The sequence below is a fragment of the Lentzea atacamensis genome (genome assembly GCF_003269295.1).
GTDB lineage: Bacteria > Actinomycetota > Actinomycetes > Mycobacteriales > Pseudonocardiaceae > Lentzea > Lentzea atacamensis.
Genome location: NZ_QLTT01000001.1, coordinates 1442001 through 1455753 on the forward strand (window position 1 = coordinate 1442001; position 13753 = coordinate 1455753).

Genomic DNA, 13753 nt, shown 5'->3' on the forward strand with positions numbered 1-13753 from the left:
GGAAAGCGCTTTCCAATGCAGCGGCACCCGGAATCTACCCAGCCAGCAGGGTGGTTACAACCCCTCACCTCCGACCTTTGATCACCCACTCGTACTGCGCGCGAACCTCGTCGGCGGTCAGCGCGCGGTCCAGGAACAGGAGCCCGTCCAGACGGCAGTTGCAGGCGTTGACCTCGCGGTTGTTCTGCGGGTGACTGCCACCGATCTTGATGCCGCGCGGGTTCGCGGCCGAGGTCGTGTCGGGCTCGGGAGGTCCGATGACCTTCCACGGATCGCCCTTGACCGCGTACGAACCTTCAACCGGCTTGCCGTCGACGTACAGGCCGATCGTGCCGTTGTCGAAGTCGAACGTGCCCGCGAGAAAGACCCACTTCCCTTGGGGCATCAGCGTTTTCCAATCGGCGTTCGACACCCAGAACTGCTTGCCGGAGCCGTCCACCCTGCGCCCCAACGCGATCAGCCGCATCGCGCCGTTGTGGTTCTCCGTCTCCAGCAACGCGCGAGCGGCGTGACCGTCGGAGTCACCCGACAGCACGCCCGCGAACCCGATCGCGCCGTAGAAGTCGCCGGTGCCTGAGCTGTTCGAGTTCCGCGCCGGCGCCTCTCCGGTGATCTTCACCCAGGTCATGATCGACATGCCGCGCGCCTTGCTGAACGCCTTCATCGACGCGACACCGGAAGAGCTGTGCACGCCCGCTTTCCAGTCGTCGTTGCTCTTGCCGTTCGGCCGCACCTGCTTGAGCTGCAACGACGTTTTCGAGCCGGGGAACGCGCCGTCCGCGACCCGCATCGCCGCGCCGCCGTTGACGAGTGAGATCGGCGTGCGCGAGTCGGCGCGGCCGATGTCGTCCTCCTTCTCGGGATCACCGGCCAGCGGGTGTTCGAAGTCGTAGTGGTGCACGACCGCGGCCGCGATGCCGGGGAACACCTCCGAAGGCGGCTGAGCCTGCGCCGGTGCGGTGAGCGCGAGCACCAGGCAGAGTCCCGGCAAAGCTTTCCTCATCACTGTCCCTTCCCGGTGATCCGGAGGTCGGCGACGCGACCGATGTTGTCGAAGGAACCGAAGCCGACCCGCCCGGACCTGAGCACCGTGTTCGTCGCCGTCATCAGCGGCTGCGACGAGCCGTCCACGTACACCGCGATCACGCCTGTGTCCGCGCAGTGGGTGACGCGGACGCGGTGCCACTTCATGTCGGTCACGGCGGGTGGCGCGCCGACCGAGCCGTTCCACTGGTCGTCGATGCGCAGCCGGTCGGCGTTGTCGACGAGGAAGATCCCGTTGTGCGGGTAGATCTTGTTGTCCGACGACAGGTGCACGTAGTAGAAGCGCGTGTCCGACTGGTGGCCGAACACGATCACGACGTCGCGGTCCTTCTGCGAGACCGGCGTGTCCAGCCGCACCTGCGCGTCGATCGTGACGTTGCCGAACGCCGGCCCCTTGGTGACGACGGCGTACTCGTTGGGACGCCGCGGACCGGGCCTCGCCGCGCCCGCCTTGGACAGCACCACTTCGGTGCCGGGGAAACGCCAGCGCGAGGCGGTGACGGGCTTCCAGTCGCTCGCGGCCGTGACACCGCTGACCACGTCACTGCCGGAAGCGCAGGCCTCGAGCGTCTGGACGGTGCCGGTGACCTTCCAGATCTTGCCGTTCGCCTTGGCCAGCACGTAGAGCTCACCCGAGGCGTCCGTGCCGAACCGCAGGTCGACGCGGCTCTTACCGGCCAGTGTCCGCATCGTCGTGCGCTTGCCGGCCGAGTCGTACACCGCGAGCTCGAACGTCTTCGCGATCGAGGCACCGGCCCGCATGTCCTTCTCTTCCGCGAAGTACAGCAGGCCTTTCACGCCCTCGCCGTAGACGTACTTGCCCTGCAACGCCGGAATCGCCGTGCCGCGGTAGACGAACCCGCCGATCAACGCGTTGCCGCTGTCCCCGCAGCCGCCGTTGGGCCTGTTGTGGTCGAATCCCGCGACCGGATACGTGTAGCCGAACTTCGCGTCGTCGGCCGGCAACGGGTAGAGCTGGCACTTGGGATCGTTGCGACGGTAGGTCAGGTGACCTTCCCGTTGCCCCCAGCCGAGGTTCGCGCCGGGCTTCACCTCGTACACCGACTCGACGACCTTCTCGCCGATGTGCCCGAGGAACATCTTGTGCGTGCCACCGGAGTCCCAGCTGAACCGGTACGGATCGCGCAGGCCGATCGCGTACAGCTCGGCGAGCGCGCCAGGCCTGCCCAGGAACGGGTTCGACGGCGGGATCCCGTACTTCTTGTTGCCGCTGTTGGATCCCGCCGGGTCGATGCGCAGGATCTTGCCCTGCGGCACCTTCACGTCCTGCGGCACATCGGATCGGTAACCGATGCCACCGTCGCCGACGGCCAGGTACAGCAGGCCGTCCGGGCCGAAGCCGATCTCCTGGAACCCGTGCAGGTACATGGCGAACCCGACGCGCAGCAGCTCGCGCCGGGTACCGGCGAACGTCGCGGCCTTCGGGTTGGTGGCGGTCCACTCGGTGATCACGCCGTGCACCACCGCGTCCGAGGGCGACGGAAGATCCGGCTTGCGGTTCTTCAGGGCGTCCTTCGCCTCGGTGTGGGCGGTGTAGAACTTGCCGTTGGCCGCGAACTGCGGGTGGAACGCGGCGAACCCGAACCCGCTGCCGAGTCCCTGGTGGTTGTGGAAGTTCCCGCCGATCGTGGCGCGGACGTCGAGATACGCGCGCTGCCCGCTGCCGTCGCGGTTCAGGGTGTAGAGCTTGCCGTTCATGTCCGGCACGAAGAACCGGCCGGAGCCGTCCGGAATTTCGCCGAGGTAGTTGACCCGGTTGTACTGCTTGAGTCTGCTGTCACCGGCGGCGGGCGTGGTCGACGACTGCGGCAGCCGCGCGATCTCCTGCAGCCTGACACCGATGCCGGACGGTGCGGGCGCCGGCAGCGGGTCCGCGACAGGGCCGGGCTGGGCGGCGGCCTGGGGAACCAGGGAAGCCGCGGTCAGGGCAAACGCGGCGAACACGACCGCGAGCGGTCTCACTGACATCGCACCACCTCGTGGATCAGCTTCGGAAAGCGCTTACCACGCGGCGGCTTGCCAGACTTTACCCACGATTCCCGCTGGATCACAAGAGGACGTGTCAAGTCCTGTCATGCACCGGCGGTGTCACGGCGGCCATGCCGAGCACCTCACGGTCTCCCAGTCGGTGCCCGGCCGCAGGCGCTCGACACCGGTCAATCGTGCCCTGTCGCGGCTCCCAGCAGTTCCCGGATGTGCGCGGTCACCGCCGCGAACTCCGGGCGCGCCATCGTCGCGGAGTAGTCCCGCTCGGACGGCAGGTCCACGTCGATGACCTCCTTGACCACCGCGGGCCGTCGCGTCAGCACGATCACCCGGTTCGCCAGGTACACCGACTCCGCGATCGAGTGCGTCACGAGCAGCACCGTCGTGCCGGTCTCCCGCCACACCCGGTGCAGCTCGACGTTCATCTGCTCGCGCGTCAACGCGTCCAGCGCGCCGAAGGGTTCGTCCATCAGCAGCACCCGCGGCTCATGCAGCAGCGCCCGGCACAACGCCACACGCTGCTGCATGCCACCGGACAACTCGTGCGGCAAAGCGTTCTCGAACCCCGAGAGCCCGGTCATCTCGATCAGCTCGTCGGCCCGCCTGCCCGCCTCCACCGAGCTCATGCCGCGCATCTCGGCCTGCAGCAGGATGTTGCGCCGCGCGGAACGCCATTCCAGCAACGCCGCCCGCTGGAACACGAACCCGATGTCGTGCCGCGGCCCGCGCACCTGTTCGCCGAGCAGCGTCACCGAGCCCGAGGACGGCTGGAGCAGCCCGGACACCAGCTTCAGCAGCGTCGACTTGCCGCACCCGGACGGTCCGACGATGGACACGAACTCGCCGGGTGCGACGTCGAGCGAAACCCGCTCGATCGCGGTCGTCTCCGCGCGCTTCGACTGGAAGCGCACGGAGACGTCGTCGATCGCGACGGCGGAGGTGGCAATCACACCAGAGCTCATCCCTGTTGTGCTCATCCTTTCGGGGCAACGCTTTCTTCCCAGTAGGCCGACGGCTCCGAGGCCTGCTTGATGATGCCGGTCTGCTGGAACGTGTCGATGGTCTTCTTCCAGTCGTCCACGGTGTTGACGCCCGGCGCCTTGTCCTTCGTGGCATCGGTGTGCAGCAACGTCAGCGTCGTCTTGAACTGCTCCAGCACGACCGTGGGCGACGGCAGCTGCTCCGCGGCGCCCTTCATCGACTCGGCCGCGGCCTCCGGTGCCTTCTCGGCCGCGCTCCAGGCCTCCTGAGTGGCCGCCACCATCTTCTTCACCAGCTCGGGATCCTTCTGCAGCATGGCCTTGCTGGTGAGCAGGCCGTTGCTGAAGTAGTTCAGCCCGAACTCGGAGAACCGGAGGTAGCCCACGTCCTTGCCGGACTTCTCCTTGATCGTCGGCCCCTGGTCGGACGCGAAGCCCAGCAACACGTCCGTACGGCCGGAGATCACCGCGGCCATCTTGCCCGCAGGGTCGATGTTCTGGATGGAGACGTCGGACTCCTGCATGCCGTTGCGCTTGAGGAAGGCGGGGAACGTCTTGGTCAGCGCGTCACCCGCGGTCGTGGCGACCGACCTGCCCTTGAGGTCCTCCGGCTTCTTGATGTTCTTCTCGCTGAAGAACTGCACGGACGCGGGCGTGGTCTGCAGGTACACGCCGACGCTCTTCACCGGCACGCCCTGCTCCACGGCGGTGGCGAGCGCGGACGTGTCGGCCCAGCCGAAGTCGGTCTGCCCCGCACCCGTCGCCTGCACGGTCTTGCCGGAGCCCTGGCCCGCCTCGATCTTCAGCTTGATGCCGTGCTTCTCGAAGATGCCCTGCTTGACTCCGTAGTAGAACGGCGCGTGTTCGCCGTACGGGTACCAGTTGAGGGTGAGTGTGACGTCCTTGGCCTCACCACCGGGCTGCGCCGGGCTGCCGCCGCCACCACCGCAGGCTGCAACCACCAGCATCGCGGGGAGAAGACCTGCGAGCAGTTTCCTCATGTTCCGCCTTTCGCTAGAAGGGTTGTGACGGCGGCGCCACGCCTGCTGGAGTGCCACGGGAGCATCAGCTGTTCGGCGAGGTCGAGCAGGAGGAAGAGCAGGATGCCGACCACCGAGATGACGATCAGGCCTGCGAACAGCATCGGGGTGTCCATGTTGCCGTTGGCCTGCAGGATGACGTACCCGAGGCCTTCGTTGGAACCGACGAACTCGCCGACCACGGCACCGGTGACGGCCAGCGTCACGGCGACCTTCAGGCCGGCGAAGAGGTGCGGCAGCGCGGCCGGGAAGCGGATCTTCACGAACGTCTTGACCGGGCCGCCGCCCATCGTGGCCGCGAGCTCGAGCATCTCGGTGTCGACCGACTTCAGGCCGGTGACTGTGGAGATGACGACCGGGAAGAACGCCATCAGCACGGCGACGATCACCTTGGGCTCGAAGCCGAAGCCGAGCCACACGACGAACAGCGGCGCGACGGCGATCTTCGGGATGACCTGCGCGAACAGCAGGATCGGGTAGGCCGTGCTCTCGATGGTCCGCGAGTACACCATCGCCACGGCCATCAGGACGCCGAGTACGCCCGCGATGACGAAGCCGAGGATCGTCTCATAGGTGGTCACCCACGTGTGCCCCCAAAGGTAGGACCACTTGTCCACGAGCAGGTCGAACGTCTTGCCCGGCGACGGCACCAGATAGGCCTCGACGAGGCCGGTGACGGTGATGAGGTGCCAGATCACGAGGCAGGCGGCGAGCAGTGCGGCGGGACGCCACGATCGCTCGGCCACACCACGCCAGCGGTCCCCCGGAACCGGTTTCACGGAGCCCCCTCGGTCGGAAAGCGCTTTCCCGTACGCTATGGCCGCCTCGCTGACCGGTCAAGGTGGAGGATCGATCAAGCTGGACCAGACCACCGACGAATCACGGCACCGGGGCGTAGACGTTGCCCGCGTGGTCCCGGCCGCGCGCGAGATAGATCCGATGATCTTCGGCCTTTAGGAACCGAACGGTTGTCGGCATGTACCGCATGGTGTAGCCGCACCGCCGCAGCGAACTCCGGTTCGGCGGACTGCCGTGCACCAGCATTGCCGAGTGGATGCTGCACGCGCCGCGCTCCAGCTCCACGTCGACGGCGAGCGACTCGTCGACGGAGGTTTCCTGGTTGAAGAAGGAGTCGTCGTTGCCCCGGTGGGAGACGACCGCGAGGTGGCTGCCGGGGATCACGCGCAGGCAGCCGTTCTCCGCGGTGGACGGGTCGATGGCCAGCCACACCGTGATGGCGTCGCCCGCCGGGTCGATCGTGTCGCGCCAGAAGTGCGCGTCCTGGTGCCACGGCACGGGTTTGCCGTCGCCTGCGGGTTTGCAGATGAAGTGCGACGAGAACAACGCGATGTCCGGGCCGATCAGCGACTCGACGAGATCCAGCACGTCCGGGTCCAGCAGCCACTCGAACAGCGCCGGGTCGGTCAGGTGCGGCACGTCCATGTGCTCGGGCCGCTGACCCTCCGGCAGTGCGGCGAGCTTGGCCTCGAAGTGCCGGGCCAGTCCCTCGAACTTCGAAGGAGTAAGCACGCCGGCGTGCGTCTCGTAGCCGTCGGTCTGGAACATCGGGTCACCTCACGAGTAGGCCGGTCTCCTTGTCATAGCGCAGAACGCGTGCGGGCGGGGCGTCCACGGTCACCGCGGTGCCGATGGCGGGCTCGGCGTCCTCCGGCACGATGTAGCCGATCTGGTCCTCGCCGCAGTCCAGCGTCACCAGCGACGTCACACCGAGGTTCTCCACAATGGACACCGAGCCGGTGAACAATCCCGAGGCTGAGGGCGTCAGGTACTCGGGGCGCACGCCGATGATCTCGGAGCCGCGCGGCACCAGGTTCATCGGCGTCGAGCCGATGAAGTTCGCGACGAACGTGTCCGCGGGGCGCTGGAACACCTCGCGCGGCGTGCCGAGCTGCCGGATCCGGCCGGCGTCCATCACCGCGATCCGGTCGGCCAGCGCCAGCGCCTCTGCCTGGTCGTGCGTCACGAACACCGTCGTCAGCTCCAGCTCACGCTGCAGCTTCTTCAGGAACGTCCGTGCTTCCAGCCGCAGCCGTGCATCCAGATTGGACAGAGGCTCGTCCAGCAGCAGGACCTCGGCGGACGCGGCGACGGCACGAGCCAGTGCAGCTCGTTGCTGCTGGCCACCGGAGAGCTGGCCCGGCCGCCGGTCCAGCAGCGCCCCCAGGCTCAGCCCACCCGCCGTGCGCACCGCGGTCTCCTGCTGCACGGACTTCGCGACACCCCGCACCCGCAGCGGATAGGCGATGTTCTCCGCCACCGTCATGTGCGGGAACAGCGCGTAGTCCTGGAACACCATCGCGACCCGGCGGTCACCTGGCTGCAGCCGGGTGACCTCGCGCGGGCCGATCGACACCGCTCCCTCGGAGGCGCCCTCGAGGCCCGCGATGGTGCGCAGCAACGTGGTCTTGCCGCAGCCCGACGGGCCGAGGAGGGCGAACAGCTCGCCGTCGGAGATCTCCAGATCCAGCTCGTCCACCGCCCGCACCCCGTTGGGGTACACGGTGGACAGACCGGCGATCGTGATGCCCGCCATCAGCTCTTGATGCCTCCGTGGAATCGGAACCCGTACCGCTTGCTCACGAACAGGTACAGCACGACCACCGGGATCGAGTACAGCAACGAGAACACCGGGATCACCGTCAGGTTGGCGCTGCCGCCCTCGTCGTACAGAGTGCGCAGCAACACCGCCGCCGGCTGCTGGCCGACGTCGCGCAGCAGCAGGAACGGCAGCAGGAAGTTGCCCCAGGCGTTGACGAACGCCCAGACGAAGATCGTGGCCACGCCGGGTCGCGCGACGGGCAGCACGACGTGGCTCAGCATCTGGCGGGGCGAGGCGCCGAACACCCGCGCCGACTCCTCGTAGGAGCGCGGCACGGCGTCCATGAAGTCCTTCAGGATGAAGATGGCCGCGGGCAGCATGCCGCCCGCGATCACCAGCGCGGTGCCGAAGTGCGAGTTGATCAAGCCGAGCTGCAGCATCATCACGAAGATCGGCACCATCGCCGCCGTGCCGGTCACCACCGACGACAGCAGCAACAGCAGGTACAGCAACAGATCCCGCCCGGGGATCCGCACCCGCGACAACGCGTAGGCCGCCAGGGCCGCCAGCACCGTCGTCACGACCGTGGCGATCGCGCACAGGATCAACGAGTTCACCAGCGAGGACAACGTGAACGGGTGGTCGAAGGTCGCCGCGACGTTCGACAGCGTCCAGTCCGGCCACCGCAGCCCGAGACCGGGCTTCGAGTCGAACGGCGCCGACGCCAGCCACAGCATCGGCACGGCGAAGAACGCCAGCACCACGGTGATCAGCACGTAGAAGCCGATCCGCCGGACCATCCACAGAGGACTCATGCCCGCCTCCGCAGGAGCCTCAGGTACACCAGCGCGATCGCCAGGTTGCCCACCAGCAGCAGCAACGACATCGCCGACGCGTAGCCGAGCTGCCCGCTCTCCAGCGCCTGCCGGTAGATCAGCACAGGCAGCACCTCGGACTGGTGGTTCGGGCCGCCGGAGGTCAGCAGGAACGGCGTGAAGTCGTTGGCCGTCCACAGGCTGATCAGCAACGTGTTCGTCAGCACGTGCCCGCGGATGTGCGGGAACACCACGTCCCGCACGGTCTGCCGGCCCGACGCACCCACCAGCCGCGCCGTTTCCAGCTGCGACGGCGGCACCGCGGCCAGGGCCGAGGTGTAGAGCAGCATCGAGAACGCCGTGCCGCGCCAGATGTTGAAGATGATCAGGCTGGTCATCGGGTACTGCACCAGCCACGACGTCTCCGGTGAGCCGAGCAGCAGCCCCAGGGTTCCCGTGTCCCTGCTGAGCACCGCGAACCACAGGAACGCCACGACCGTGCTGGGCAGGATCCACGAGAGCAGCACCAGGCCCTCGATCGTGCGCCGCAGCCACGGGCTGGTCGACCGCAGCAGCCACGCCAGCGCGAAGCCGAGCACGTTCTGCCCGATGACCGCGGAGAACAGCACGAACAACGCCGTCAGCCACACCGAGTTGGTGAACAGCGGGTCGCGCACGGCCTCCACGACGTTGTCCAGCCCGACCACCTGCGGGTTCGCCGACGCGGGCCCGGTGAGCTGGTAGTTCGTGATGCCGATGTAGAGCGTCCACAGCGCGGGGAAGACCAGGAAGATCCCGATCAGCACCAGCGCCGGCGCGACGAACGCCAGACCGCGCCGGACGCCGAGACCGGAGCTATCCAATGTTCTCCTCGCCGACCGCCTTCACCAGCGCCTCGCGGTACGCGCGAGCAGCGTCGTCAGGACTCTTGCCGGACACCACGTCCGCGGTCGCCTGCTGCAGCGCCGCCGACACCCTGGGGTAGTTCGCGAGTCCCGGCCGGTAGCGCGTGATCGGCAGGACCTTCTCCGCGACGAACGACAGCATCGGGTCGCCGGACAGCACCTGGTCGTTGACGTCCTGCCGTTGCGTCAGCTGCGCGGTGCCCGCGAGCGACTCCTTCACCGCCTCGGCGGAGTTGAGGAACTGCACGAACTCCCACGCCTGCTTCGGGAACTTCGTGTTCGGGTTGATCACCCGCACGCCACCGCCGGACATGCTCACGAAGTCCTGCCCGCCCACGCCCGCACCGGCCTGTTTCGCGGGAACGAGTGCCCAGCCCACCGCGGCGTCCCGGTCGGCCATCTTCGCCACGCCGTTCTTCGGCTCCACCACGGAACGCCAGAAGTAGTCGCTCTCCAGCAGGATGCCGATCTTGTTCTCGCTGAACAGCTGGAACGAGCGCTGCCTGCCGTTGGCCTCCTGCTGCAGCACGGGATCGCCGAGCCCGCCGCCGTAGATCTTCTGGTACAGGCCCAGAACGTCCTTGAGCTGAGCAGAGTCCCCTTGCCACTTGCCGTTGTCGTAGACGGGCTTGCCGGTGCCGACGAGTACGGGCAGCACGCCCTGCATGGTCGTGGCCTCGCCCATCGCGGTGCCGGCGTTGAGCTGGATCGGCGTGACACCGGCCAGCGACTTCAGCTTCGCGCCCGCGTCGAGCACGTCCTGCCACGACCTGGGCTGCCACTCGGCAGGCAGTCCGGCCTGCGCGAACAGCTTCTTGTTGAAGAACAGCACGCGCCCGTCGGTGCCCATCGGCACGCCGTACCGCTTGTTCTCGAACTCGCCGAGCCCTTGCACGGCCTCGGGGATCTGGTTCCAGCCGTCCCAGTCCGTGCTGCCGACCACGTCGTCCAGGGGCTTGATCTGGCCGGCCTGCGCGAACTCGCCGAGCCAGATGCCGTCGATCTCGATGATGTCGCCACCACCGCCGGTCTTCAGGTCGAGCGCGACCTTGGTCTTGTAGTCCTCGTCGCCGGTGCCGTTCTGCTCGAACTTGATCGTGGCGGTGACACCCTTGGCCTTCTGCTGCTCGGTGAACTTCGGGACCACCCAGTTCTGCAGCCAGTTCGCCCCGCGCGCGTTCTTCCCGCCCGCCGCCGCGTTGGCGACGATCGTCAGCGTGATCTCCTTGGCGTCGGCGTTGCGCGCCTGATCACCCTGCTGTGACTGCCCCAGGCAGCCCGCGAGCAACCCGCACGCCGCCAGCAGCCCGAACCCCGTTGTCCGCCGCATCCGTGATCTCCCCACCCAGAGGACCAGCTGGTACGTCAGCACCCAACATGGCACTGGATCATCGCGGCCACAAGCTCTCAGCCCCCTCTCAGCGCGCGCCTGGGAGGCTCACGCGTGAAGGGGGTAGATCAACAATGCACCTGCTTCCGGCGGCCGTCCTGGCTGCCTCCGCACTCGTGACGCCACAGCTCAGCGGCCCGTTCCCGGTCGGAACGTTCGACGCTCACCTGGTCGATTCCACACGGCTCGACCCGTTCCAACCGTCGAAGAACCGGGAACTGATGGTGACCATCAGCTACCCGGCCAAGCGCACGGGAACACGGGCGCCGTGGCTGAGCCCCGGCTTCGCGGAGGTCATCGACCCGATCATCTCCAGCCCTGCCTACCTCGACATCCCTGCGGGGACGGTCGACTGGGCGGGCACGCCGCGACAGGCCCGTGTGGACGCCGCCGCGGTGCCGGGCAGGTGGCCGGTGGTGCTGTTCTCGCCAGGTCTTCAGACGCCGCGCGAGTTCTACGCGGGCGCCGCCGACGATCTGGCGAGCCGCGGCTACGTCGTGGTGACCGTGAGCCACACCCACGAGACGGTGGCCGTGGAGTTCCCGGGCAACCGCGTCGAGCGGGGCCTGATGCAGGACGGCAAGCCCGAAACGATGAAGAAGGCCATCGACGCGCGGGTGGCCGACATGCGGTTCGTGCTGACGCGACTGCCGCGACTGCACAAGTGGGCGGACACGAGCCGAGTCGGGATCGCCGGGCACTCCTACGGCGGCTACACGGCGGGCGAGACGATGGCGCACGACCGCAGGTTCGACGCGGGCATCAACATCGACGGCGCGATGGAGCACACCGGCGAGGGCGGCACCTACGCCCCCGGTGACGTCGTCACCAAGGGTCTGGACCGGCCGTTCCTGCTGTTCGGCGGCGACCTCGGCGAACGGGAACTGTCGCACGTCGACACGAGCCTGACCAGGACGTGGGCCGACTTCTGGCCCAACCAGCGCGGGTGGAAGCGGGACGTGCACCTCGACAACGGCGCGCATCTCGGCTTCAGCGACCTGCAGTGGTCGGTGCCGCAGATCGCGCAGATCTCCCCGGAACGCCGCGCGGGTCTCGTCGGCACGATCAACCCCGAGGACGCGCTCAAAGCCCAGCACGACCACGTGGCCGCGTTCTTCGACCTCCACCTCAAGCACCGGAACACGACGCTGTTCGACCGGCCACGCCATCCGGGGATCCGCCTGGTGCAGTGACGCGAAACCCGCTCGGACGACCTCCCGAGATCAAATACCGTGGAGGGGTGACCGCTCGACGCACCCTGCTCAAGACGATGACCCTGCTCCCCCTCGCCGGATGCGCGGCCACCCCGGCCACGCCGACGACTGCCGCTTCACCGACGACAACGACCAGCGCGGCGCCCGTCCGGCACGACGCGCTGGTCGAGCTGGAGAAGAAGTACGACGCGCGGCTGGGCGTCTACGCGGCCGGCGTCGGCACGATCGAGCACCGCGCGGACGAGCGGTTCGCGTTCTGCTCGACGTTCAAGGGCCTGGCCGCGGCAGCCGTGCTGCACCGCAACCCGATGACGCATCTGGACAAGGTCGTCACCTACACCGAGGCCGACCTGATGAAGAGCTCGGCCATCACCAAACGGCACGTCCAGACCGGCATGAAGCTGCGCGACCTGTGCGACGCCGCCGTCCGGTTCAGCGACGGCACGGCCGGCAACCTGCTGCTCCGTGAACTCGGCGGCCCTGCCGAGCTCACGAAGTACCTGCGCGAGCTCGGCGACGACGTGACCCGCATGGACCGGATCGAGCCCGCCATCACCGAGGCCACGCCCGGCGACCCGCGCGACACCGCCACTCCGCGCTCACTCGGCACGGACTACCAGCGACTCGTCCTCGGCAACACCCTTGACCAGGAGAAACGCGGCTTCCTCACGGATCTGCTGGAGCGCTCGGTGACCGGAGCCAAGCGCATCCGGGCGGGTGTGCCGCAGGGCAGCAGGGTCGCGAGCAAGACCGGCACCGGCGACTACGGCACGGCCAACGACATCGCCGTCGTGTGGCAGCCGAATCGGGAGCCGATCCTGATCGCGATCATGTCCAGCAGGTCCGCCGCGGACGCCAAGTACGACGAGGCGCTCATCGCCGAAGCCGCCGCCTACGTCACCAAGACCCTCACCTGACCGACGACACGTCCGCCCACACGGTCTTCGAGTCCGGGTACCGGTTGTGTCCCCACACCTGCGCCAGACCGTTGACCAGCAACAACCCTCGCTGCCGTCGCCCGAGGAACCCCATCCGTCCCAGCTGCGGGAACCGGCCTGGCGTTCCGTCGTCGACCTCCACCCGCACAACTTCACGTTCCGGCAGGCGGAGGATGCGGGCACGGCGCGGCGGGGCGGCGTGGTGGTAGGCGTTGCTCACGAGCTCCGTGGCCACGACCATCACGTCGACCACGACGTTCTCGTGCATCCCCAGCAGGAGGCGGCGGATCTCCGCCCGCACGTTCGCGAGCGGCAGCATTCCCTCCGGTAGGACGAGGTCCAGGCGTTCGCTGGACCGTCCTGCAATACCCATCAGCATCTCCCCGCGCCCTGTTCGCTCAAGGCAGGAGGATCCGTACCCAGACGTGCGTACATCGAAACCCACCGAACTTCGTTCACAACTCTCGGGGCAGATCCGCCCACACCACGGTGCCGCCGCGAGCACGGTCGACACCCCAGCGATCGGACAGTCGCGCGACCAGAACCAGGCCGTACCCGCGCTGCGGCCGGGAGACCTTCCGCAGCGGCGGGTTGGCACGGGCGTCGTGCTCGATCTCGATGCGGATCTTGGACTTCTCCACGACCACTCGCAGGAACGACGGTTCGGACGTGTACCGGTACGCGTTGCTGACCAGTTCGTTCACCACCAGCAGCACGTCGGCGACGCAGTCGGCGTCCTCGCCGGTCAGCTCCACCCGGACCCAGCGCCGGACGGTCGCGAGAGTCGGCCGTTGCCTGCCCAGGGGCAGATGAGCCGGCTCACCCGTCCTCGCTGCCTGGTCGCGCGCCAAACCGCTCCT

At 68.0% G+C, this 13753-nt stretch carries 14 protein-coding genes; 2 read left to right on the top strand and 12 right to left on the bottom strand.

Annotated elements, in window-relative coordinates; translation table 11 throughout:
* Positions 1-64: 64 nt before the first annotated feature.
* From C8D87_RS06855 to C8D87_RS06900, 10 genes are all read right to left on the bottom strand, one after another.
* Positions 65-1003 carry a LamG-like jellyroll fold domain-containing protein gene (locus C8D87_RS06855; protein ID WP_112225940.1) on the bottom strand — a complete coding sequence of 313 codons (939 nt, stop codon included), beginning with the start codon at positions 1001-1003 and terminating at the stop codon, positions 65-67.
* Positions 1003-3033 carry a PQQ-dependent sugar dehydrogenase gene (locus tag C8D87_RS06860; RefSeq protein WP_112225941.1) on the bottom strand — a complete coding sequence of 677 codons (2031 nt, stop codon included), beginning with the start codon at positions 3031-3033 and terminating at the stop codon, positions 1003-1005. The genes C8D87_RS06855 and C8D87_RS06860 overlap by 1 nt, the downstream gene beginning before the upstream one ends.
* A 188-nt stretch (positions 3034-3221) precedes the next feature.
* Positions 3222-4001 (bottom strand): ABC transporter ATP-binding protein, encoded by a 780-nt coding sequence (locus tag C8D87_RS06865; protein WP_233439454.1) that lies wholly within the window; start codon positions 3999-4001, stop codon positions 3222-3224.
* 23 nt (positions 4002-4024) lie between these two features.
* On the bottom strand, positions 4025-5032 hold the full coding sequence (locus tag C8D87_RS06870; RefSeq protein ID WP_112225942.1) for an ABC transporter substrate-binding protein: 1008 nt from the start codon (positions 5030-5032) through the stop codon (positions 4025-4027).
* Positions 5029-5850: an ABC transporter permease gene (locus C8D87_RS06875; RefSeq protein ID WP_233441940.1), complete on the bottom strand. Its 822-nt coding sequence runs from the start codon at positions 5848-5850 to the stop codon at positions 5029-5031. The genes C8D87_RS06870 and C8D87_RS06875 overlap by 4 nt, the downstream gene beginning before the upstream one ends.
* A 100-nt stretch (positions 5851-5950) precedes the next feature.
* On the bottom strand, positions 5951-6637 hold the full coding sequence (locus C8D87_RS06880) for a phytanoyl-CoA dioxygenase family protein (RefSeq protein ID WP_112225944.1): 687 nt from the start codon (positions 6635-6637) through the stop codon (positions 5951-5953).
* A gap of 4 nt (positions 6638-6641) precedes the next feature.
* Entirely contained in the window at positions 6642-7625 is a 984-nt protein-coding gene (locus C8D87_RS06885) for an ABC transporter ATP-binding protein (protein ID WP_112225945.1), read from the bottom strand.
* Positions 7625-8446: a carbohydrate ABC transporter permease gene (locus tag C8D87_RS06890; protein WP_109636105.1), complete on the bottom strand. Its 822-nt coding sequence runs from the start codon at positions 8444-8446 to the stop codon at positions 7625-7627. The genes C8D87_RS06885 and C8D87_RS06890 overlap by 1 nt, the downstream gene beginning before the upstream one ends.
* Complete coding sequence (locus tag C8D87_RS06895) at positions 8443-9309, bottom strand: carbohydrate ABC transporter permease (RefSeq protein WP_112225946.1); 867 nt, start codon at positions 9307-9309, stop codon at positions 8443-8445. Before C8D87_RS06895 ends, C8D87_RS06890 begins: the two co-directional genes overlap by 4 nt.
* Complete coding sequence (locus C8D87_RS06900; RefSeq protein WP_112226311.1) at positions 9302-10681, bottom strand: extracellular solute-binding protein; 1380 nt, start codon at positions 10679-10681, stop codon at positions 9302-9304. The genes C8D87_RS06895 and C8D87_RS06900 overlap by 8 nt, the downstream gene beginning before the upstream one ends.
* 134 nt (positions 10682-10815) lie before the next feature.
* On the opposite strand from C8D87_RS06900, the gene C8D87_RS06905 reads away from it, so the two are divergent.
* Both C8D87_RS06905 and bla read left to right on the top strand, forming a co-directional pair.
* Entirely contained in the window at positions 10816-11934 is a 1119-nt protein-coding gene (locus tag C8D87_RS06905) for an alpha/beta hydrolase family protein (RefSeq protein ID WP_170166332.1), read from the top strand.
* 77 nt (positions 11935-12011) lie between these two features.
* On the top strand, positions 12012-12872 hold the full coding sequence (gene bla, locus C8D87_RS06910) for a class A beta-lactamase (protein ID WP_112226312.1): 861 nt from the start codon (positions 12012-12014) through the stop codon (positions 12870-12872).
* Here the strand turns inward: bla and C8D87_RS06915 are convergent.
* Entirely contained in the window at positions 12865-13266 is a 402-nt protein-coding gene (locus C8D87_RS06915; RefSeq protein ID WP_146771643.1) for an ATP-binding protein, read from the bottom strand. The genes bla and C8D87_RS06915 overlap by 8 nt on opposite strands.
* Positions 13267-13348: 82 nt before the next feature.
* Positions 13349-13744 (bottom strand): ATP-binding protein, encoded by a 396-nt coding sequence (locus tag C8D87_RS06920; RefSeq protein ID WP_109636094.1) that lies wholly within the window; start codon positions 13742-13744, stop codon positions 13349-13351.
* Positions 13745-13753: the final 9 nt, after the last annotated feature.